This window comes from Lachnoanaerobaculum sanguinis, assembly GCF_033242365.1.
GTDB lineage: Bacteria > Bacillota > Clostridia > Lachnospirales > Lachnospiraceae > Lachnoanaerobaculum > Lachnoanaerobaculum sanguinis.
This window is the reverse complement of record NZ_BTHK01000010.1, coordinates 35001-56478: the sequence shown is the minus strand read 5'-3', so window position 1 is coordinate 56478 and position 21478 is coordinate 35001. Positions and strand designations below refer to the sequence as shown.

Here is a 21478-nt window from a genome sequence, read left to right as displayed (position 1 = left end):
AATTTTTCCATTCCCTTGCAAGACTTAGTGTAAATATTACCATAGCATGATAATTGCTTCAATATATGAAATTTAAAAAGGCATCTGCAATGCAAATGCCTCATTAATAATTATTTTGCTGTTATAAAATTCTTTGCTGTAAGGTACTCCGCACAAAGAAGTGCACCGCCTGCAGCACCTCTTAAAGTATTATGTGAAAGTCCGATAAACTTATAGTCATACATTGAATCTTCTCTAAGTCTACCCACTGAAACACCCATACCGTTCTCAAAATCAACATCAAGATTTACCTGTGGTCTGTTATCTTCTGTAAGATACTGTATAAACTGCTTCGGTGCTGAAGGAAGGTTAAGTTCCTGAGGCTCTCCCTTGTACTCTACAAGTTTCTTTATGAGATCTTCTTTGGAAGCCTTGTTCTTAAACTTTACAAATACTGCAGCTGTATGTCCGTTAAGTACCGGTACTCTTACACATTGGCAAGTAATCTTTGGTGAAGTTGCAGGAACAATCTCATCACCTTCAATATGTCCCCAGATTCTGAGAGGCTCTTTCTCACTCTTTTCTTCCTCACCGCCGATAAACGGAATAATGTTTTCAACCATCTCAGGCCAATCCTTGAAAGTCTTTCCTGCACCAGATATAGCCTGATATGTTGTAACTACAACTTCATACGGCTCATACTCTTTCCATGCATTAAGCACAGGAGCATAGCTTTGTATAGAACAGTTAGGCTTTACCGCAATAAATCCTCTCTTTGTTCCGAGTCTCTTCTTCTGTGACTCAATAATTGCAAAATGCTCAGGATTTATCTCAGGAACAACCATAGGTACATCCTTTGTCCAACGATGTGCCGAATTGTTTGAAACCACAGGAGTCTCTGTTTTTGCATAAGCCTCTTCAATAGCCTTTATCTCTTCCTTTGTCATATCCACAGCTGAGAATACGAAGTCAACCTTTGAGGCAACCGCATCAACATCATTTACATTCATTACAATAAGGTCTTTGTAAGCCTCCGGCATAGGAGTTGTCATTTTCCAACGACTTCCTACAGCATCCTCATATCTTTTTCCCGCACTGCTTGGACTTGCTGCTACAACTACAACTTCATACCAAGGATGATTTTCAAGTAATGACAAAAATCTCTGTCCTACCATACCTGTTGCACCGAGGACACCAACTTTTAATTTCTTATCCATATTATCTCTCCATATCTGTTTATTTTGAATAACAGTTCATAAATCTTGTGGACTATTATTTTTAACTGGTTGCAATCATAGTACACAATAAATAATATTGCAAGCATTTTTTCGCATCAGGCGCACATTTGTACGCCTGACAGAGACATTTTATTTTACTTGTCTGTTTTTACAAAATATTATTTGATTTTTTGCCCCTTATAACCTCTATGGCTAAGTTTAACTTTACTTAAATTAACTTCTTTTCCGGATACGCTTGCAAGTCCAACCTCGTTTGTAAGATACAAATTCTCAACAAATTCATTATATCCAAGTGTAATTGCCTTCTCTCCCCTGGTACTCTTTTTAAATTCATTTACCTCTGAAACATTAAATCTTAAAATATATCCTGCATCACTTACAATACATAAATCTGTATTTGATGCCGCACCAAGCATTTTTACACCTATAAGCACATCATCATTATTCAGCTTTGTAGAGGCAACCTGCTTATTATTTGTTTTGAATTCTTCACCGGAAACTTTCTTTATATATCCGTTTTTAGTCAGCATTAAAATAAGGTTTCCCTTCATACTGTCCTCACTGACTGCCAGAAGTATCTCTTCATTGCTGCTGTCAAATTTAGTTAAATTATCAATAGGGGTTCCCTTATCTCTAAGCTTTGAAACACCGGGATCCATAGCCTTGAATTTGTATAATACACCTGCATTAGAGAAAATACATATTCTATCCGTATTCATCACAGGAAATACATGGATATTTTCACTTTCCACAGTTTCCGCATTCTTATCAAAAGTATTTCTGTCAAGTATCTTGCAATATCCGAATTTATCCATAACAAAGATAACCTCTTCACTTGCTATTGGCTCCTCAATATAAACAGCTTCCTTTGCATCCTCTATCAAGGTTTTTCTTGGAATAGCAAAATCTCTTTTGATCTTTTCAAGATCCTTTATAAAGAGCTTATCCATATTTTTATGATCTTTTAAAATATTCTCATATTCCTCTATATTTTTAAGAGTAGTCGCATTGTCCTTTAAAAGAGCCTCTATCTCAAGACCTATAAGCTTATAAAGTCTCATATCAAGAATCGCCTGCGCCTGCTTCTCGGTAAATGAAAGCTTCTTAGCATCCTTTTCAAGCGCCTTAACCTTAAAGTTTATACCTGTGGTATCACCGGACGTAAGGCATTTTTTTGCCTGAGTCAGATTTTTGGAACCGCGAAGTATGGCAATGATAAGATCGATAACGTCTACAGCCTTTATAAGACCTTCCTGTATTTCCTTCTTTTCAAGCTCTTTATTTAAGAGTATATTGTATTTTTTTGTAGTGATTTCATACTGAAACTCAAGGTAATTTTTTAAAATATCTCTTAATGAAAGAATCTCAGGCCTTCCGTCTACAATCGCAAGCATATTTACTCCGAATGTATCTTCAAGCTTGGTTTTCTTATAAAGGATGTTCTTTATCTTTTCAATATCCGCATCTTTTCTAAGCTCCAGAACTATTCTCGTACCGTTTTTATCGGATTGATTGCTGATATCCACTACATCCGAGAGCTTCTTACTCTCCACAAGATTTGCCACATCCACTAAAAACTTGTTTATTCCGGCACCGATCATAGTATATGGAATCTCAGAAATTATCAGCTTGTCCTTGTCAGCTTTTTTTCTTCCAAGCTCTACTTCTATCTTTCCTCGCAGCTTTAGCTTTCCGTTACCTGTTTCATAGATATCAAGCAAATCCTTTTTATTTGCAATAATGCCGCCTGTAGGAAAATCCGGACCGTGCAGTACTTCCAAAAGTCCTTTAGTATCTATATTCCTGTTTTTAATATAGGCAATACAGGTATTACATACTTCAAGCAGATTATGTGTAGGAATTGAGGTTGACATACCTACCGCAATACCCTCCGCACCGTTTATCAAAAGATTAGGTACTCTTACAGGCAAAACCGCAGGTTCTTTTTCTGTCTCATCATAATTTGAAATAAATTCAACAGTCTTATCAAGGTCCTTTAAATAAACTTCCTCAGCAAATTTTGCAAGCTTCGCTTCGGTGTATCTCATTGCCGCGGCTCCGTCTCCTTCTATAGAACCGAAGTTTCCGTGACCGTCTATTAAAGGCATTCCTTTTTTAAAGTCCTGACTCAAAACAACCAAAGTTTCATATATCGAACTGTCACCATGCGGGTGATATTTACCCATGGTATCTCCGACTATTCTTGCAGACTTACGATGCGGTCTGTCACTGAATATTCTCAGTTCACTCATATCATATAAAACTCTTCTTTGTACAGGCTTTAGACCGTCTCTCGCATCAGGTATAGCCCTTGCGGTTATAACACTCATAGAATAATCCAGATAGGATTTTTGCATTTCCTCCGAATATTCCGTTCGCAATATCTTCTCAGCCATATACCCTCCTATGCATCAATTACCGCTTCTCTTGCATGCTCATGTATAAAGTTTCTTCTCGGAGCCACATCGGATCCCATTAAAAGCTCAGTTACTTCACTTGCAAGTCTTGCATCTTCTATTTCAACTTTTTTGAGCACTCTTCTTTCAGGGTCAAGAGTTGTCTCCCAAAGCTGTTCGGCATCCATCTCTCCAAGTCCCTTATATCTTTGCAGAGTGAAATTGTCCTTATGTTTCTTTTTATAATCTTCCAGTGCTTTTTCATCATATAGATAAATGCCCTCACCTCTTTTCGGTACCACTTTAAAAAGCGGCGGCATTGCAATATATACATGTCCGTCATATATAAGCTCAGGCATAAATCTGTAGAGGAAGGTCAAAAGCAGAGTATCTATATGACTTCCGTCCACGTCCGCATCGGTCATAAGTATTATCTTGTCATAACGAAGTTTTGAAATATCAAAATCATTGCCATAGCCTTCAGAAAATCCACAACCGAAAGTATTTATCATTGTTTTTATCTCTGCATTTGCAAGTACCTTATCTATAGAAGCCTTCTCAACATTTAATATCTTACCTCTTATCGGTAAAATAGCCTGAAAATTTCTGTTTCTTGCAGTCTTTGCGGAACCGCCGGCAGAATCTCCCTCTACTATAAATATCTCACATTTGCTTGGATCTTTTGACTCACAGTTTGCAAGTTTTCCGTTTGACTCAAATGAAAACTTTGATTTTGTGAGCATATTTGTCTTGGCTCTTTCCTCAGCCTTCCTTATCTTGGCGGATTTTTCCGCACAGGAAATTATAGCTTTTACCACATCTACATTCCTGTCAAAAAACCTTGTAAGCTCATCCCCTGTAACCGTAAGTACAGCCCTTGTGGCATCGGCCGATGCAAGTTTTGTCTTTGTCTGTCCTTCAAACATAGGATTCGGATGCTTTACACTGATAATGGCGGTCATACCGTTTCTGGTATCCGCACCGGTAAAATTGCTGTCCTTATCCTTTAATATACCGAGATCTCTTGCATAGGTATTTATAAGACCTGTAAACTTTGTCTTGAATCCGGCTATATGTGTACCGCCTTCTTGAGTAAATATATTATTACAAAATCCCAGTATATTCTCCTCAAATGCATCCACGAACTGTATGGCTATTTCCACATCTATATTGTCACATACTCCTTTGTAAAGTATAGGAGCATGCATTACTTCCTTGCCCTTATTAAGCTCTTTTACATATGCCACTATGCCTTCGGGTTCATGGAAAACTGTTTCTTCATGTTCATTATCTCTTAAGTTTTTGAAATGCAACATAAGGCCGGGATTTAAGTATGCACTTTCATGCATTCTGGATTTCAACCAGTCAGCCTTAAACTTTGTAACTTCAAAGATAGTATCATCAGGTAGAAATGTAATTTCAGTACCTGTATTTCTTGTTTTTCCTATAGTTGGCAAAAGTCCGTTTTTTAATTCTACTGTAGGTATACCCTTTTCATATCTGTCATAATGTATAAATCCGTCTCTTGATATTTTTATATCAAGGAAATTGGACAAAGCATTAACCACTGATGAACCTACACCATGCAATCCACCACTGGTTTTATATGATTCATTATCAAATTTTCCGCCTGCATGCAAGGTGGACAATACAACTCTTTCCGCTGAAATACCTTTTTGATGCATCTCAACCGGTATTCCTCTACCGTCATCCTTCACGGTACATGAGCCGTCCGCATTTAAAGTCACCCATATATTTTTACAAAATCCGGCCAAATGTTCATCAATAGAATTATCCATTATCTCATAAATAAGATGGTTTAACCCCTTTACACCGACTCCACCGATATACATACCCGGTCTTACTCTAACAGCCTCAAGTCCTTCAAGTACTGTAATACTGCCTGCATTATAGTCCTGCATAAAACCTCACTTTTACAAAAATGTAACAGTCCGGCAAAACCAAACTGTTACATTCATACTTTATTTTACATCAATTGGCCGTTTGCCAATATTTTTTCAACAAGTTCTTCATTGTTTTTTGTTGAATTGAATTCTTCGATAATTCTTTCGGCCACTTCATCAGGCTTTGCCAGATCTGTGGACTTTCTGATTATACTAACCACTTCGGCCTCTTCCTTGCTCAATAATAAATCATCTCTTCTTGTAGAGCTCTTTAAAACATCTATAGCAGGGAAGATTCTCTTTTCAGAGAGCTTTCTGTTAAGTACAAGTTCCATATTTCCTGTACCCTTAAACTCCTCAAATACAACATCGTCCATTCTGCTTCCGGTATCTACCAAAGCTGTTGCAAGTATTGTGAGACTTCCGCCCTCTCTTATATTTCTTGCCGTTCCGAAGAAACGCTTAGGCATATGAAGCGCCGCAGGGTCAAGTCCTCCTGAAAGCGTCCTTCCGCTTGGTGCTATTGTAAGATTGTAAGCTCTTGCAAGTCTTGTAATGGAATCCAGCAATATCATTACATCCTTTCCGTGCTCCACAAGTCTTTTTGCTCTCTCAATAACCATCTCGGAAACTCTCTTATGTCTGTCCGGAAGTTCATCAAATGTGGAATATATAACTTCCACGTTTTCTCCTACTATTGCCTCTTTGATATCTGTAACCTCTTCAGGTCTCTCATCTATAAGCAGAATAATAAGATGCATATCCTTTTGATTTGTTGTAATAGACTTTGCTATTTCCTTTAAAAGCGTAGTCTTACCTGCCTTTGGCTGTGAAACTATCATACCTCTTTGTCCTCTGCCTATAGGTGAGAGCAAATCAACTATTCTCATAGCTTTTGATGCGGAATCATCATTTGCCAAATGTATTCTGCTGTTTGGGAAAATAGGTGTCAAATCCTCAAAATTAGGTCTTGTTTCCAAAGTCTCAGGAGGGAAGGAGTTTACAGTATTTATATATAAAAGTGCCGCAAACTTTTCTGAGGCGGTTTTTATTTTTTTAATTCCCGATACCACATCACCTGTCTTCATTCTGAACTTTTTAATCTGTGCAGGAGAAACATACACATCATTATCACCCGGTAAGAAATTTTCACATCTTATAAATCCGAAACCGTCAGGCATTACCTCAAGTATACCCTCCGCAATCTCACCTGAATCCAGATCTCTTATGTCTGTAGGATAATCTCTTGCAAATCCCGCTCCGAAGCGATTATCATAGTATTCATTTCTATATCCCGGTTGATTTTGTAAAGGATATTGATTCGGATACTGGTTAGGATACTGATTTACATATTGATTTGAATTTACATACTGGTTTTGATTATTGTACTGGCCTTGGTAGTAATTAGGCATATTGCCTTGAGCACTTACCTGGCTATACCTTTGTCCGTTTTGATATGTATTATTATATCCGTTATTTCTGCTTTGATTTGAAGTGCTTCTTTGTGCACTGTTATATGTACTTCTGCTTTGACCTGTATAATTACTCTGACCGGAATAGTTTTGTCCGGCATATCCGTCTCTTTGATATGAATTATCTTTTCCGGTCATATCAGGCGAGCCTCCTTCACTGTTTGAAACCTCTTTACTTCGGTTCTCGGAGAACTCCACTAACAACTCTATTATATTTGCCTTATTTAAATTGCTGACTCCTTTAAAGCCCTGTTCTTTTGCAATCTCTTTCAACTGTACCAATGATAAAGTTTGTAACTTTTCTCGCATATATTATCTGTCCTTTTTTATTTTATTAAAATAGTCCTTGATTGATTTTTCAAATCCCATATCTGTAAGATTAAAAAACACCTTATCTTTTATCTCATCAGGCAGGTATTGTTGTTTAACATAATGATTTTCATAGTCATGAGCATATTTATAGCCCACACCTATTCCTATATCTTTTTCCCCCGTAAAATTTGCGTTTCTGATATGCTTTGGCACTTCAAAATCACCGTTTTCCTTCACAAATCTTAATGCTTCATTTATAGCAAGATATGATGAATTTGACTTAGGCGCACAAGCAATATAATTTGCAGCTTGAGCCAAAATTATCCTTGCCTCAGGCATACCGACTCTTTCAATTGCCAAAAAGGCATTGGTCGCAATACTTAAAGCATTCGGATCTGCAAGGCCTACATCCTCGGCCGCACATATTATAATTCTTCTGGCTATAAACTTTATATCTTCACCTGCATAGAGCATTTTTGCCAGATAATACATAACCGCATCGGGATCCGAGCCTCTCATACTTTTTATAAATGCCGATATGGTATCATAATGATTTGTTCCGTCCTTATCATACTTCACTATCTTTTTTTGAATACATTCACTTACGATATTTGTATCAATATGAATCTTTCCGTCTTCTGAAATATCTGTTGTAAGAATTGCAAGTTCTAAAGCATTCAATGCACTTCTTGCATCACCGTCCGCGCTTTTAGAAAGGAATTCTACAGCCTCTTTAGAAATTTCTACTTCATACCTTCCCATCCCTCTTTCTTTGTCTTTAATTGCTCTATCTAAAATGGTCTCTATATCCTGATATGAAAGCGGTTTCAATTCCAAAAGTCTTGATCTTGAAATCAAAGCCTTATTTACCTCAAAGAAAGGATTTTCCGTTGTTGCTCCGATTAAAATTACAGTACCGTCTTCTACAAAAGGCAGCAGGTAGTCTTGTTGAGATTTATTAAATCTATGAATTTCATCGATAAATAAAATAGTTCTTTTCTTATACATTGAAAAGGATATTTTAGCTTCAGATATCGCTTCTTCCATCTCTTTTTTACCGGCCGTAGTGGCATTAATTTGCTTAAAATTTGATTTGGTGGTATTTGCAATGATCTTTGCTATAGTTGTTTTTCCACATCCCGGAGGACCAAAGAATATAATCGAACTCAGTTTATCAGCCTTTATCGCCCTATATAAGAATTTATCTTTACTCAAAATATGTTCCTGCCCTACTATCGAATCTAAAGAATCGGGTCTTAATCTTGAAGCTAACGGGGCATCCTCTTTTTCATTAACTTCTTTCATATAATCAAATAAGTCCATTTTTTCTCCATGTAGGTTGTTACCACTACTTTACCACATTTTTTCCAAATGTCAAATATCGAGTTATTAATTTATAAAGTAATATGATAGAATATAGTATTATATTTAATTTTTTAAGGATAATTTATGGAAAAGAATCGTGAACAGATTTTTTTAAGATGTTGCCTTGGCTATTTTTTCAGCGGCATGGCAACTCTTATCATCGGTGCAACTTTGCCTCATCTTATGAGAGAAATAGGACTTGACTACATAGGTGCAGGCAGTATACTGACTTTCTTTTATATCGGAAATTTTTTCGGAAGTTTCTTATATACCGCACTGTCTGCAAAACTTGGTGATAAATTCAGTATAACACTTATGACCTGTTTGTCATTCCTCAGTTTTGTTATTTTAATAAATACACCTCCCTTGATAATCATTAATATATTGATGCTTATCCTCGGACTTACAAAGGAATCAATTACACTTTTTAATAATTACTATGTAAATAATATGTATGAAAATCCCGCTCCCAAGGGTGCAATACTTAACGCCATGTTCGCAATAGGTGCATTTATATCACCTTTCCTGCTGTCATTTATTCTTTATCTGGGATTTAATTGGCGATATATTTTGGGACTTATAGCAATTATTGCGGCTTTGGTCGTAGCAGGATTTTTTACAACCGATAATGATACTCTTCTTTTTTATAAAAATAATGCCAAAGGCTCGGTTGCAAACGGAACAAATAAAGATACGCAATTTTTTAAAGATAAAAAGTTTTATATAAATACAATACTTTTATTTTTCTACCTGGGATTTGAATACAGCGTAAACGGATGGTTTATCACTTATCTGAAGGATACGGGTATTATGAGCATTTCACTTGCAACCACCCTTGTTTCGATTACCTGGATTGCCATTTTGATTTCAAGACTTTTTATAGCCAAAATAAGTCAAAATATATCTCCGAAAAAAATAATGGTATTTGACTCACTAGGACTTTTGACAGGCTTTATTATGCTTATCTCAACCAAAAATGTTTTTATTATTGTAATATCATTATTTATTTTAGGACTTTTTATGGCACCGGTATTTCCGCTAAGTTATGCCGTTTCAAAGGAGTCATTACACGGTTCCGCTTTTGCAATGACAATTTTTACAGCACTTACAGCGATCGGCGGAATCATAACTCCATATATCTTAGGCGTTATTTCCAATACCTTTAATATGAGTACTGCGGTTTTTATGCTGATTGTAAATGCAATACTGATATTTATATTATCATGCATAAATTATAAATTTGAAAAATAGACATGTAAAAAGGGCATCACATATGTGACGCCCTAAAATTTTATCTTAATAAATCAAGCCTTATTTGCTGAACCGAAAAGCTCTATCTTCTCTCTTACAGTTGCCTTGATAGCCTCGGCACCCGGAGCTAAAAGCTTTCTCGGGTCAAATCCCTTACCTTCAAGGTCCTTACCTGCTTCAATATACTTTCTTGTAGCATCTGCAAATGAAAGCTGACATTCTGTATTAACATTGATTTTTGATACACCAAGGTTAATTGCCTTTTGAATCATCTCTGCAGGAATACCTGTACCGCCGTGAAGAACCAATGGAAGGTTTCCTGTTTTCTCCTGTACCTTTGCCAAAACGTCAAAGTTAAGACCCGGCCAGTTTGCAGGATACTTACCGTGAATATTTCCGATACCTGCTGCAAGGAAATCTACTCCGAGATCTGCAATCATCTTGCACTCATTAGGATCTGCAAACTCACCTGCACCTACAACACCGTCTTCCTCGCCACCGATTGATCCTACCTCGGCCTCAAGTGACATTCCGTTTGCATGTGCCAAAGCTACAAGCTCCTTTGTCTTTTCAATATTCTCTTCGATTGAGAAATGAGAACCGTCAAACATTATTGAAGAAAATCCTGCTTCAATACACTTCTTACATCCCTCATATGAACCGTGGTCAAGGTGAAGTGCTACAGGAACTGTAATTCCCATCTCCTCTATCATTGCCTTTACCATTGCAGCTACTGTCTTATAGCCTGTCATATACTTTCCCGCACCCTCTGAAACTCCAAGGATTACAGGTGAATTCATCTCCTGAGCTACCGACAAAATAGACTTTGTCCACTCTAAGTTGTTGATATTAAAATGTCCTACCGCATAATGTCCGGCTTTTGCCTTATCAAGCATTTCTTTTGCTGATACTAACATATCTACCTCCTGTTGTTGAATAGAATATCTTCTACTTCTTTTTGCATATCTGCACTGTCACATTCTCTTGTATGTCGAATCTTTGCATCTTTTATCTCCAATATTGCCTTCGGAATTTCAGGTGCTCCAATCTCATGCAATTTGTCAATGACTTCAAAATCTCCCATATCCTGCTTTTGTCCAAAGATTGCTTCAAGTACACTGTCAGCAAACTTATATGGACTTGCTGTGGATGCTATGACCGTCTTTGTCATATCCTTTGTGGCATTTTTATAATCCTCATATACTGAGAATGCCACTCCGGTATGTGTATCTATAATATAACCTGTACTGTCATACAGAGATTTTATACCTTCAAAATTTTTCCCTTCATCAGCAAATCCGGCGATGAAGTCTTTCATAAAATCCTTCATAGCTTCGGTAACTTCATATTTACCGCCTGATGATAAATCTTTCATAAGCTTTGAAACATACTCTCCGTCACTTCCACAGCTTAAATAAATCAATCTTTCAAGATTGCTTGAAATAAGTATGTCCATAGACGGTGAAGATGTTAAAACAAACTTACGATTTCTATCATAAACCCCATTCTCAAAGAAATCAAATAAAACTTTATTTTCATTTGAAGCACATATGAGTTTATCCACAGGTAATCCCATCTGTTTTCCAATATATGCCGCAAGTATATTTCCGAAGTTTCCTGTAGGAACACATACATTTATCTTTTCGCCTGCAGCTATATCGCCACTTTCCAGCAGCTTAACGTAAGCATATACATAGTAAGCTATCTGTGGTACCAGACGTCCTATATTTATGGAGTTTGCACTGGAAAGCTGTATTCCGTTTTCTGAAAGTTTTTTTGCAAACTCTTTATCGGAAAATATCTTTTTTACTCCGCTTTGTGCATCGTCAAAATTTCCGTGTATTGCTACTACATCCGTATTGTTACCCTTTTGTGTCACCATTTGCAATCTCTGTACATTGCTGACACCGTCCTTAGGATAGAATACTATAATGCCTGTACCCTCAACATCACAAAATCCCGACATTGCAGCCTTACCGGTATCACCGCTTGTAGCTGTAAGAATAACTATTTTATTCTTTATACCGTTTTTCTTGGCGGCTGTTGTGAGCAGATGAGGCAATATTGAAAGAGCCATATCCTTAAATGCTATAGTATCACCGTGGAAAAGTTCCAGAAAATACGCCCCTCCCGCCTTTACAAGCGGTGCAATCTCTTCAGTATCAAACTTTTCATCGTATGCTTTTTCTATACAATCCGTCAATTCTTCTTTTGTATAATCACTCAAAAGAAGCTTCATTACCTCATAGGCAACTTCCTGATATCTTTTCCCCTTTAAATCTTCCAAAGAAAAATCGAACTTCGGAAATTTTTCAGGCATAAACAGTCCGCCGTCATCCGCCAATCCTTTAAGAATAGCTTCTGACGCATTTACTCCGGTCTCTTTGCCTCTGGTACTTTTATACTTTATGAATTCCATTCTAAACTCCTATTTCTAGATTGTCTAAACTATAACATATATATTAAAAATAATAAAGTTTATTTTCTGCTTTCTATTCTCGACCTTCCGATTATTCTTGTACCCAGGTCTATATCCTTACAATACTCAATCTTTTCAGAATAATTATTATTGAAATCTATCTGGTTTATACCACGGTTTTTTACACTTGCGGAAGTCATATTGTAGTCAGCCGCAACTTTGGATATATAGAGAAAATATCCCACTATACTTCCCACCAAGGTAAACCAAAAAATATTGCTCTGTAAATTATTTGTAAAATAAAGTATTGCCATGATTATTGCAAATATCGGTAAAACATACATAAGTCCGGACAGATAAAGTTTTCCCATATCCAGAGGTAATTTACCCACTACCTTTCCGGTCTGTCCGTTTACACTGAAGAAAAAGTGCTTATTACTGTCTTTATCATTATATGATATTGCCCAAACCGGCAACATGGCATATTTAAAGCTTCCCTGACCTATGGTGAAATCATTATTTACCACATTTACACTTTCTCCCGTCATAGAATCTCTTACAACCTTTGTAGAGTATCTATATACATCATCTTCTATCGATGACATAAGGGCTTCTTTTTCTATATCCTTTTTTTCCGCTACAAATCCGCTTAAATATGAAGAATCAAAATCTATCGCACCGTTAAAATCAAAAGGATATACAGACTCTACAAGAACTTTGTTTGACTTGGCAAGAGCAAGCTTCGGGAGATTTTTAATATCCACATCTCCTTTTCTGATAATCCTGAAATGCTTTTCATAAGTCACTCTGTAATTTCCTTCAGTTCTTGAATATGTCCTGCTTCCCTCTCTGTCAAGATCTACAAGTACATTTGTGTCATACAGCCAGTATGGGAAATATACTCCGTTTATTTCTTCGATTTCTTTCTTGTCATTGAAAAAACTCTTCGGCACAAATTTCTTTGTCTTCATCCAGTTTTCAAAAGATTCAAGAGCTCTTGTTCTGTCCACCTTAAAAGGTATAACTTTTGTAGGCATCTGTGATTTCTCAAGTTTTCCGAACATCACTATAGGATTTTTACAATAATAGCATGTGGTTGCTACGGTAGTCTCATCCGTTACAATATTTGCGCCGCAACTTGGACAGTGATATTCAAGATACTCACCATTGTCTCCGTCTTCCACCACATCTTCATCTTGAGACAAAAGGCTTAAGTTTTTTACCTCTTCCTCCGTATAAACCGTATTACAATATTCACAATTAAACTTCCCAAGTGTTGCAGAATACTTTACCGGACCGCCACAATTTTTACATTTATAAATTACTGTTGCCATGCTTCCTCCAAGTCTTACCATGCGGTTTAATTTTTAATACAGACAATGCCAAAAATACAATTGACAATACCGAATCCAAAAACATATTTATGTAAAACCAATTATTATACCAAAAAAGGCTTACCAATATATCCGAACTGTCTTCTCCCATAATCTTCGATAACAAAAAATCTATGCTGACTAAAGGATTAAACAACAAAACAAACTTACTGAATCTGATAAAAACAATTCCGAAAAATCCGCTTTCATCCGTTACAAATGAATTTGCAGATAAAAAATATAATATCAATGTTCCTATAAACAGCCCTAAAACTCCCGAATACAGGAGAGCTGTTGCAACACTTGTCCTCATAGATATGCTTGAGCAAAATATCCCCATTGAAATAATAAGTACTACAAACACAACAAAGTTTATAACAAGTTTTATAATATCGGGAACAGTTATTCCGCCATATAAAAATAAAATTGCCATAATTGGTAATTGTGATATCAGTATAAGCATAATCGAGGAAAATAAACTCAAAAACTTACCGAAGACTATATTTTCTGCGGTCATCTTTGTAGTCAGTAATATTTCAAGTGTTCCTCTTTGTCTCTCATCACTTATTGCACCTGATATAAAACTTGGTGCCACAAATATAAGTAAAAGCGCAGGAACAAATATAACTATTCTGAATATTTGTAAAAAAGAAGTATAGTCTATAAATGACGTTTTCCTTGCAAAGTCTACAACATCATTCATCTCTATCAGAGTAACTGCCGCCACAATAAAGTTAAATACAAGAATAGCAATTGAGAGTTTCATACTTCTTGTACTTACTCTGTGTTCCCTTTCATAAATCGGATTAATATTCATTGCTAAAAATCACGCTTTCATTTGAATGGTTTGTAACCTTAATAAAATATGATTCCAGACTTCCCGGTTCTCTTATAAATTCACTTACTAAAACATTGTTTCTTATAAGTTCCGACAATAATCCGGCTTCATCTATCTTTTTACCCTCAAAGTATACCATAAAATAGCTGTTATCTACAGATAAAAATCTGACATTTTTATTATTTTTTAATATTTCAAGTGCTAAATTTTCATTATTTAATACCTTTATTTTTATAGGGTTTGCCCCCTCAACTTTTGCCATTATTTCTTCAACACTTCCGGATATTATCATCTTTCCGCCTTCTATAATTCCTATGTCCGTACAGATTTCTGAAATCTCCGATAAAATATGTGAGCTTAAAATCACCATTTTACCTGCGGCGTTTAACTCCTGTAAAAGTTCCTTAAGCTCGTATCTGGCTCTCGGATCAAGTCCGCTTGCAGGCTCATCCATAATGATAAGTGCTGGATCATGTATTAATGCTCTTGCTACACAAAGTTTTTGTTGCATTCCTCTTGAAAGCTCGTTCAAATAAAACTCTCTCTTATCAGTCATACCGACCTGCTCCAAAAGAATTTCCGACTTCTTTCTTGCAAGATACCCGGTCAAACCGTATGTAGAAGCAAAAAACATCATATATTCAAATACCGTCATATCATCATAAATTCCAAGCACATCCGGAACGTAACCTACCGTTTCCTTTGAATTTTTCCGATCGTCACATAGATTTATATCATCAAAAAATATACTCCCTTTATCAGGATATATAATTCCCGAAATAATCTTTATAGCGGTTGTCTTACCTGCACCGTTTGGACCGACAAGTCCGTAAAGTGCTCCATCCGGTATTCTTAGGCAAAGATTTGATAATGCCGGATGTCTTCCATATGATTTACTTATATTTTTTATTTCTAACATCTATTTTTCCACACCTAAAACACTTACCATCGGCAAAGCGGTTTCCAAATTCCCGTTTTCTATATTTGAATATCTTACTCTGATAGTATTTGTATCCGACAGATATGTCAATAACTCCAATATAGAGAAATTGTTCTTTGAAATATAATCAAAGTTTCCGGTTTTAAAGTTATACAAAGCAATATTTCCCTTAAAGACCTTCACACTGTCACTGTATCTTGTATCTGAAAATATATCTGATATCTGCTCAAATTTTACTTGTGCGATATTTATATTTTCGCCCAAGAAATACTCAAGTACCGTAGCTTCATTGCTCTTTAGTGCATTGTTTATGTAAGAATAATCTCCGCTAAGCACTATAGGCATCTTTAAAAGCGACTGTCTGTAAATTTTTCCGTCTTCAATAGAATTTACAGGTATAACAGATGTAAGTAATGTCAGTCCGCTACCCTCCATGGTATTATTAAAAAATATAGGATTTGAGAGCGCCGTATCCGAAAATGCGATAATTCTTGCATCTGCAGTATATCCGTTGGAATTTTCTCCAAGATAAAATGAAAGGAAATTTGAGACATTTAAAAGCTGCATATATTTCTCGGTGTCCATACCGTTCACACTGCCGTTTTGATTTATCGTAGTTTCTCCAACCATTCCTGTAATAATTCTTGAAGTAATATCAAAGTCTGTCAAAGGTATATTTATAAACTGACAATTATCTATCTGCTTTGTCTCTCCCTTATCAAAATCTCCAAGCAGCGCAATTTTTCCATACAGAATAAGGGTGGCATTTTTTACCTTATAATCATAATTATTTGTAATTTCAACACTTAAACTTCCGTCAAAGAAATTTATTTCACCTGTAAATCCCTCATTGTTCAAATTCTCTATTGTTTTATCCAGCTTCCAGATATTTGAAGCAAATGCACCTACATGATTTAGAGAAATATTTTTTGTGTACTCCTCATTATCAATATTTACAGATGTAGACTTATTTAAAACTCTTCTGTCGTCCACATCCGACCTGTCTCTTATTACCGGTATAACAGAGTAATTTGAATCTATAACCACATTGTAAGGCTTATTATAAGGGTTTCTAAGATTTACATATGTGGATTCCGATACATCCAGATCTCCGGCTTCATAAACCGTAACGTAGTTGTAGAATGTTGTGGTAAACCTTGTTCTTCCGTTATATATAATAATTACCGCAAGTAATAATAAGGACATAAGCACTACTATCTTCCTGTAATATATTGCAAGTCCATAGTCTTTTAAATATATAAAAGAAATAGGTCCTATTAAAAGTACATAAGCAATAAATATCAAGGTATAGACAGTCATAGGCGGCAACTTATTGGTTTCCGACGAATTTAATATAGGCTCAATATTTTGGAATGTATCATCTGAAACTTCACTTTGCTTTGAAAAAGTCTCTATCCTCTCATCTCCCAGAACGGTCGAAATAATATATCTTGCAAACTGAGTATTTTCTGCCGCAAAAACATTTAAATCACAAAAGTCAAAACCTGCAACCGCTATCAATCCTTTTTGTTTATTTACAGAAGTTATAAGAGGAAAATCTCCGTCTGAGAGAAGGACATTTCCTCCATGCATATTTATTGATGTAGTGTAGAGGTCGATACTTTTACTTTCATTGTTAAATGTAAAGTTCAAAGTTTTCATCTGCGGAGAATCATATATGTCCTCCAAAAGCTCAGGAGCATATCTTCCAATCGTATCATCAGCTCTTTGACCTGTACCCATTACAAGGACTCCTCCCTGTTTTACCCAATTCATCAATGCTCTGGACTGTTCCGTTGACAAATCTCTTATTCTAAAGTTACTTATTATAATCATATCCAGCTGTTCAAGCCCTGAACTTGACTTCGGAAATGATCCTGCAGCCAAATTTACCGTATTCAAATTTAAAAGGCCGAAATTTATTGCCACATCGTCAAAGTAATCCAGCTTATTTTGACTGTCACTAAGTAAGCCAACCATTATTTTTGAACGGTTGGCTTCCATATTCAAAGATACTTCTTTTTCTATTATTGTTTTTTTATTTTCATCTTTCAGTACAACTACAATTTTATTCACTTCATTGCTGATTCTTATGTAATAATCAGCCAAATAACTCTTCTTTTGCTCAAGATTTACATTGTACTCATAAGCATATTTTTTATTATCCGCCTCATTAAATTCAATAGATACTTTTCCGGTAAAATTATCATTTGTGAAATTTTTATAATATACATGAATAGGGAGGTATCTCCCTCCCTTTGCTATATTCCCGTAACCGTAGCTTATATCTATAGTTATTTCCTTATTTTGTTCAGTTGCAGATAATGTGTTTATAGGAAATTGTACTGCAGACAGTAAAAATAATACCAATGATAATAAAAGTATTTTATTCAGTCCTCTTAAAATTTTCCCTTTCAACATCTAACTCCTTTGGTAATGTTACGCTGAATATTGTTCCGCTCAAATCACTGCTTACATCAATAATTCCATGGTGAAGCTCTGTGATATTTTTTGCTATGGCAAGTCCAAGTCCGGTTCCTCCCGTATTAGAATTTCTGGCCTGATCCACTCTGTAGAATTTGCCGAAAATAAGAGGTAACTCGTTTGCCGGAATAACTTTACCATAGTTGATTACCGCAATCTTTACTATTTTCTTTTCAACAGAAATTTTTATATCTATTCTTTTTCCGTCAGCACCGTATTTGATGGCATTATTAATAAGATTATCAAACAATCTTGCCAATAAAGTACCGTCTCCGTCTATTACACATGAATCCTCATTTGTATTTACACTGCAAGTAATACCTTTATTTTCAAAATTAGGGTAAAACTCCTCCATAAGCTGACATAAAAGCTTTATAATATCTATTTTATCTATTTTCAATACAAGTTTTGATGAATTTGTCTTTGTGAAGCTGAAAAGACTCTCAATAAGATCCTGCAGCTTCTTTGACTTTTCATAAACTATTTTCAAATACTCTTTTTTGGTCTCCTCAGACAAATCTCTTTTATTTATCAAATCAAGATATCCGAGTATTGATGTCAACGGAGTTCTAAGATCGTGAGCAATATTTGTAATCATCTCATTTTTTGACTTTTCATTATGTCTCTCACTCTCCATCAAAACTCTGATCTCCTCAGCCATCTTATTAATGCTTGCGGCTATCTCTGAAAACTCGTTATCGCCTTTTACATCAATATTTGTATTCAAATCTCCGGCCGAAATCTTCTTTATTGCCAGAAGTATGTCATCTATATACTCAAATGACTTTCTTTGCAAAATCCAAAACGAAAGTGCAAATACTCCTATGCCGAATACAAGTAAAATCAGAATAACAACCAGGTCGCTTCCGTTACCCCTTATCAAAAGAGTATCATTTTCACGATTTATTATATGCAATCCTGAGAACATCGAAATATTGCTGAGCAAAAGAGTTTCTACCAAAATAGAAATCACCAGACTGAATAGTATGTTAATTATTACTTTAGTCTGAAATTTCTTTTCCAAATCATCTCTCAATTTTATATCCAACACCCCATACAGTAGTTATAATCTTGTTTTCTCTTTCATCTTCATTCATTTTTCCGCGAAGTCTTCTTATATGAACCATTACTGTGTTATTGGCCTCATATACCTTTTCATTCCATACTTTTTCAAAGATTTCATCTGTTGAGAATACTCTTCCGGCATTACTTGCAAGCAAATATAAGATATCGAACTCTATAGGTGTAAGTTTAACTTCTTTTCCCTCTATGACTACCTTATGATTATCTTTGTTTATAGACATTCCCTTAAGTCTTATCTCATTAGGATCGTCCTTTTCCAAAACTGTACTGTTCGGATTAAGCTGAGTATATCTGCGAAGCTGTGATTTAACTCTTGCCGTCAGCTCTAAAGTATTAAAAGGCTTTGTAACATAGTCATCAGCACCTGTTCCAAGTCCAAGTATCTTATCAAGATCCGCACTCTTTGCACTTAGAAGTATTATAGGGAAATTATGTGTTTCTCTTATCCTCTTACACATCTCCAGTCCGTCCATACCGGGCATCATTATGTCAAGTATTGCAAGATGTATATCTTCGTTCTCTATTATCTTCAATCCGTCTTCCGCACTGTTTGCTTTAAAAACTTTATATCCGTCACTGACCAGATAAATTTCAACAAGGTCAGCAATCTCCTTTTCATCATCTACTACTAAAATATTTGTATCCGCCATTATATTCTCCTTTTATTCACTGCTTGTTTCACTTTCACCTTCAATTGCAGCTTCAGTTATATTCTCTTCAGGTTGTGTATCTTCATGTGATTCTTCATGTGACTCATGTTCCTGTGTCTCATCAGGATGCTCACCCTCATTATTTTCATGATGCTCCTCACCTTCACTCTTATGAGGACTTATTCCTATGGCACCGTCCAAATTGGAATCCAGAGTTATATCGGTATTCTCTTTATCGGCTCCCATACCTGTATCCTTGATAATTCTATTGCTTATCTTGTTCAGCATTTCACTCGGGGTATAGCTGTATCCCGGTATCTTACCGTAAAGCATCTCATGAAGAGCTATAACATTTGATTTCAATGTTATCGGAATAACATAATCTCTCTTATGCATTTTCTTTGTATCTTTATCAAAAGGGAATCCTGTTGTTTCACTCAAATGATATTTTGATATATCCTTTGCAAAAGGTATAAGATTATCTATTCCTACATTAGTAGAGGTCTGAGGCAGAACAGCCACCAAAATACTGTACAAAGTAGAGAAATTCGCGTTCTTAGCCTTATCAAAAGCAAGGCTTACAACCTTTCTCTGTCTCTCCGTTCTGTTAAAATCGGTATCCATAAGTCGCAGCCTCGCATATGCTACAGCCTGGACTCCGTCAAGGTGATTCATTCCCGCATGCTCAAGCTCATATGATCCCACGCCTGTAGCCTCTACAGTCTTTGCAATAAATGAATTCATATATTTAAACTCTGCATCCGTTATTTCAAGGTCTACTCCACCGAGTATATTTATGGCGTCAATTACCGCCTTCCAGTTCACCGTTATATAATCCTTTATATCAAGGTCAAGATTTCTGTTTAGAGTCTCCAGCGCCTGCTCAGGTCCGCCTTCTACATAGGCCTGATTGAACTTATGGAATTTTCCGTCCTCATCTATCATTGAATACATATCTCTATAGATTGATATAAGCTGTATATCTCCGCTTTCTCTGTCTACATTGACAATCATATTCACATCACTTAATGCACCCTTTTCCACATTTCCGTCTCTTGAGTCCACACCGAAAACTGCCACGGTATAGTAACCCTTTTGATTTTTAACATAGTGGAATGCAAAATAAGTTCCTCCTCCGACTATTGTAAACAGTAATACCAAAAGGAAAAGCCTTGTCAAAAAACCTCTTTTCTTTTTAGGTTTTTTAACTTTTTCTTTTTCGACTTTTTTCACAGTCCTTGGATTCACATTTTTCGTAACTTTTTTAGTTTTAACGATCTTTTTGGTAACAGGCTTTGTAACCTTCTTTTTAACCACCTTTTTAGGTGTCTCTTCTCTTTGAACGGTCTGAGTTCTGTATACATCATCCCTTCTTACTACAGCTTTTTGACTGCTTTTTGGCAAAGGAATTTTTATTCCGCCGGTTTCCTCATCATCGTTAGTATTACTTTTTATATTTCTTCCGTTCTTTATCTTTGAAGATTTCTTTGAACCTATGATATTTATCTTATCCGGTTTCTTTTCCACTTTTCTTATATTCTGTCCGATTTCTTCAAGTTTCTTATTGTTTTCACTTAATGTTTTAAGCAGTTTTTTATTTTCTTCTTTAAGTTTTTCTTCTTCTCTAATTTTTTTAAGCTTAGCTAAATCTTTTAAGTATTTTTCAAGATCTTCACTGTCAGCTTCACTAAGTTCTCTGTAAAAATCATCATCTCTCATTTTGGAGTAATGCTCCTTTCAAGAAGTACTTCTATATATTCTATCATAGATGAAA

Annotated in this window: 15 protein-coding genes; 1 reads left to right on the top strand and 14 read right to left on the bottom strand. The window is 35.8% G+C overall.

Features of this window, described 5'->3' with window-relative positions; translation table 11 throughout:
- Window positions 1–110 precede the first annotated feature (110 nt).
- From asd to SBH76_RS07990, 5 genes are all read right to left on the bottom strand, one after another.
- Window positions 111–1196: an aspartate-semialdehyde dehydrogenase gene (asd, locus tag SBH76_RS08010; RefSeq protein WP_317977425.1), complete on the bottom strand. Its 1086-nt coding sequence runs from the start codon at window positions 1194–1196 to the stop codon at window positions 111–113.
- Window positions 1197–1375: 179 nt separating this feature from the next.
- Window positions 1376–3613: a DNA gyrase/topoisomerase IV subunit A gene (locus SBH76_RS08005; protein WP_317977424.1), complete on the bottom strand. Its 2238-nt coding sequence runs from the start codon at window positions 3611–3613 to the stop codon at window positions 1376–1378.
- Between the two features lie 8 nt (window positions 3614–3621).
- Window positions 3622–5535: a DNA gyrase/topoisomerase IV subunit B gene (locus tag SBH76_RS08000; protein ID WP_317977423.1), complete on the bottom strand. Its 1914-nt coding sequence runs from the start codon at window positions 5533–5535 to the stop codon at window positions 3622–3624.
- A 65-nt stretch (window positions 5536–5600) separates the two neighbouring features.
- Window positions 5601–7298 carry a transcription termination factor Rho gene (gene rho, locus SBH76_RS07995; protein ID WP_317977422.1) on the bottom strand — a complete coding sequence of 566 codons (1698 nt, stop codon included), beginning with the start codon at window positions 7296–7298 and terminating at the stop codon, window positions 5601–5603.
- A gap of 3 nt (window positions 7299–7301) precedes the next feature.
- Window positions 7302–8624 carry a replication-associated recombination protein A gene (locus SBH76_RS07990; protein WP_317977421.1) on the bottom strand — a complete coding sequence of 441 codons (1323 nt, stop codon included), beginning with the start codon at window positions 8622–8624 and terminating at the stop codon, window positions 7302–7304.
- Window positions 8625–8750: 126 nt separating this feature from the next.
- Between SBH76_RS07990 and SBH76_RS07985 the strand changes: the two genes are divergently transcribed.
- Window positions 8751–9917: an MFS transporter gene (locus SBH76_RS07985; RefSeq protein WP_317977420.1), complete on the top strand. Its 1167-nt coding sequence runs from the start codon at window positions 8751–8753 to the stop codon at window positions 9915–9917.
- 53 nt (window positions 9918–9970) lie between these two features.
- On the opposite strand, the gene fba is transcribed toward SBH76_RS07985, so the two are convergent.
- The 9 genes from fba to SBH76_RS07940 are packed head-to-tail and all read right to left on the bottom strand — an operon-like array spanning window position 9971 to window position 21423.
- Window positions 9971–10834: a class II fructose-1,6-bisphosphate aldolase gene (fba, locus tag SBH76_RS07980; RefSeq protein ID WP_009662420.1), complete on the bottom strand. Its 864-nt coding sequence runs from the start codon at window positions 10832–10834 to the stop codon at window positions 9971–9973.
- 2 nt (window positions 10835–10836) lie between these two features.
- Window positions 10837–12336, bottom strand: coding sequence for a threonine synthase (gene thrC / locus SBH76_RS07975; RefSeq protein WP_317977419.1), 1500 nt, complete (start codon window positions 12334–12336; stop codon window positions 10837–10839).
- A 59-nt stretch (window positions 12337–12395) separates the two neighbouring features.
- Entirely contained in the window at window positions 12396–13670 is a 1275-nt protein-coding gene (locus SBH76_RS07970) for a TFIIB-type zinc ribbon-containing protein (protein WP_317977418.1), read from the bottom strand.
- Window positions 13651–14526: an ABC transporter permease gene (locus SBH76_RS07965; protein WP_317977417.1), complete on the bottom strand. Its 876-nt coding sequence runs from the start codon at window positions 14524–14526 to the stop codon at window positions 13651–13653. Before SBH76_RS07965 ends, SBH76_RS07970 begins: the two co-directional genes overlap by 20 nt.
- Window positions 14516–15466, bottom strand: a complete 951-nt coding sequence (locus tag SBH76_RS07960) for an ABC transporter ATP-binding protein (RefSeq protein WP_317977416.1) — start codon at window positions 15464–15466, stop codon at window positions 14516–14518. Before SBH76_RS07960 ends, SBH76_RS07965 begins: the two co-directional genes overlap by 11 nt.
- Window positions 15467–17908 carry a DUF8725 domain-containing protein gene (locus SBH76_RS07955; RefSeq protein WP_317977415.1) on the bottom strand — a complete coding sequence of 814 codons (2442 nt, stop codon included), beginning with the start codon at window positions 17906–17908 and terminating at the stop codon, window positions 15467–15469.
- Window positions 17874–19022 carry a sensor histidine kinase gene (locus tag SBH76_RS07950; RefSeq protein ID WP_315084525.1) on the bottom strand — a complete coding sequence of 383 codons (1149 nt, stop codon included), beginning with the start codon at window positions 19020–19022 and terminating at the stop codon, window positions 17874–17876. The genes SBH76_RS07955 and SBH76_RS07950 overlap by 35 nt, the downstream gene beginning before the upstream one ends.
- Complete coding sequence (locus tag SBH76_RS07945) at window positions 18997–19704, bottom strand: response regulator transcription factor (RefSeq protein ID WP_007591633.1); 708 nt, start codon at window positions 19702–19704, stop codon at window positions 18997–18999. Before SBH76_RS07945 ends, SBH76_RS07950 begins: the two co-directional genes overlap by 26 nt.
- 12 nt (window positions 19705–19716) lie before the next feature.
- Window positions 19717–21423 carry an LCP family protein gene (locus tag SBH76_RS07940; protein ID WP_009662487.1) on the bottom strand — a complete coding sequence of 569 codons (1707 nt, stop codon included), beginning with the start codon at window positions 21421–21423 and terminating at the stop codon, window positions 19717–19719.
- Between the last annotated feature and the right edge of the window lie 55 nt (window positions 21424–21478).

What these genes read in the sequence shown, in the direction of transcription:
- SBH76_RS07965 (WP_317977417.1), bottom strand. Translation starts at nt 14,526, where the DNA reads ATGAATATTAATCCGATTTATGAAAGGGAACACAGAGTAAGTACAAGA.
- SBH76_RS08000 (WP_317977423.1), bottom strand. Translation starts at nt 5,535, where the DNA reads ATGCAGGACTATAATGCAGGCAGTATTACAGTACTTGAAGGACTTGAG.
- SBH76_RS07945 (WP_007591633.1), bottom strand. Translation starts at nt 19,704, where the DNA reads ATGGCGGATACAAATATTTTAGTAGTAGATGATGAAAAGGAGATTGCT.
- thrC (WP_317977419.1), bottom strand. Translation starts at nt 12,336, where the DNA reads ATGGAATTCATAAAGTATAAAAGTACCAGAGGCAAAGAGACCGGAGTA.
- SBH76_RS07970 (WP_317977418.1), bottom strand. Translation starts at nt 13,670, where the DNA reads ATGGCAACAGTAATTTATAAATGTAAAAATTGTGGCGGTCCGGTAAAG.
- fba (WP_009662420.1), bottom strand. Translation starts at nt 10,834, where the DNA reads ATGTTAGTATCAGCAAAAGAAATGCTTGATAAGGCAAAAGCCGGACAT.
- asd (WP_317977425.1), bottom strand. Translation starts at nt 1,196, where the DNA reads ATGGATAAGAAATTAAAAGTTGGTGTCCTCGGTGCAACAGGTATGGTA.
- SBH76_RS07940 (WP_009662487.1), bottom strand. Translation starts at nt 21,423, where the DNA reads ATGAGAGATGATGATTTTTACAGAGAACTTAGTGAAGCTGACAGTGAA.
- SBH76_RS07960 (WP_317977416.1), bottom strand. Translation starts at nt 15,466, where the DNA reads ATGTTAGAAATAAAAAATATAAGTAAATCATATGGAAGACATCCGGCA.
- SBH76_RS07985 (WP_317977420.1), top strand. Translation starts at nt 8,751, where the DNA reads ATGGAAAAGAATCGTGAACAGATTTTTTTAAGATGTTGCCTTGGCTAT.
- rho (WP_317977422.1), bottom strand. Translation starts at nt 7,298, where the DNA reads ATGCGAGAAAAGTTACAAACTTTATCATTGGTACAGTTGAAAGAGATT.
- SBH76_RS08005 (WP_317977424.1), bottom strand. Translation starts at nt 3,613, where the DNA reads ATGGCTGAGAAGATATTGCGAACGGAATATTCGGAGGAAATGCAAAAA.
- SBH76_RS07955 (WP_317977415.1), bottom strand. Translation starts at nt 17,908, where the DNA reads ATGTTGAAAGGGAAAATTTTAAGAGGACTGAATAAAATACTTTTATTA.
- SBH76_RS07990 (WP_317977421.1), bottom strand. Translation starts at nt 8,624, where the DNA reads ATGGACTTATTTGATTATATGAAAGAAGTTAATGAAAAAGAGGATGCC.